This window comes from Streptomyces cacaoi (assembly GCF_006539165.1).
GTDB lineage: Bacteria > Actinomycetota > Actinomycetes > Streptomycetales > Streptomycetaceae > Streptomyces > Streptomyces cacaoi.
The window spans coordinates 1-782 of the sequence record NZ_BJMM01000182.1 but is presented as its reverse complement, the minus strand read 5'-3'; the positions used below and the strand labels follow the sequence as shown (position 1 = coordinate 782).

At 72.1% G+C, this 782-nt stretch carries 1 protein-coding gene; it reads left to right on the top strand.

From position 1 onward, the window contains the following. Positions 1-17: 17 nt before the first annotated feature. A partial coding sequence (locus SCA03_RS34840; RefSeq protein ID WP_170223879.1) for a condensation domain-containing protein occupies positions 18-782 on the top strand: 765 nt, incomplete at its 3' end.

Sequence of the window (782 nt, the reverse complement as noted above, 5' to 3'; positions counted from 1 at the left end):
CCTTGGATCAGGCTGCCGTGGATCGGGTGGTGGGCACCGGTGCGGGGGCTGCGGATGTGGTGCCGCTCTCGCCGATGCAGCAGGGGATGTTGTTCCACTCGCTGGAGGACGCGTCGGGTGAGGCGTATGTGGAGCAGATGGCGTTCGTGCTGGAGGGTGTCGAGGATGTCGACCGGCTCGCGGACGCGTGGCAGGAGGCGGTCAACTCCTCGGACGCACTGCGGATTTCGGTGGTGTGGGAGGAGGTGGATGAGTCCGTCGCGGTGGTTCATCAGCGGGTCGAGGTGCCCGTGCGGCGCGCGGACTGGCGCGGTCTGGACGAGGCCGAGCGCGCCGGTCGGCTGAGTGCGTGGCGTGCGGAGGAGCTCGGTGGGCTGCGGCTGGACGAGGCCCCGCTGACCCGGCTCGCGCTGGCCGAGCTGGGCGGCGGCCGGGTGCAGATCGTGTGGACCTTCCACCATCTGCTGCTGGACGGCTGGTCCACCCCGCAGTTCCTCGACGACCTCTTCACCCGGTACGCGGGCGGCACCCCGGCCGTGCGGCGGCCCTACCGCGACTATCTGGAGTGGCTGGCCGCGCGCGACGCCGACGCCGCCCCGGCGTACTGGCGCCGCGTCCTGGACGGGTACGACACGCCTGTCGCGCTGCCCACCGACCGGGCAGCGGGCGAGCTTCCGGCGGACGAAGCCGGTATCCGGCATCTGGACGTGGAGCTGCCCGGCACCCTGTCCACGGACGTGGCCGACTTCGCCCGGCGGCACCGGCTCACTGTCAACTCCGTG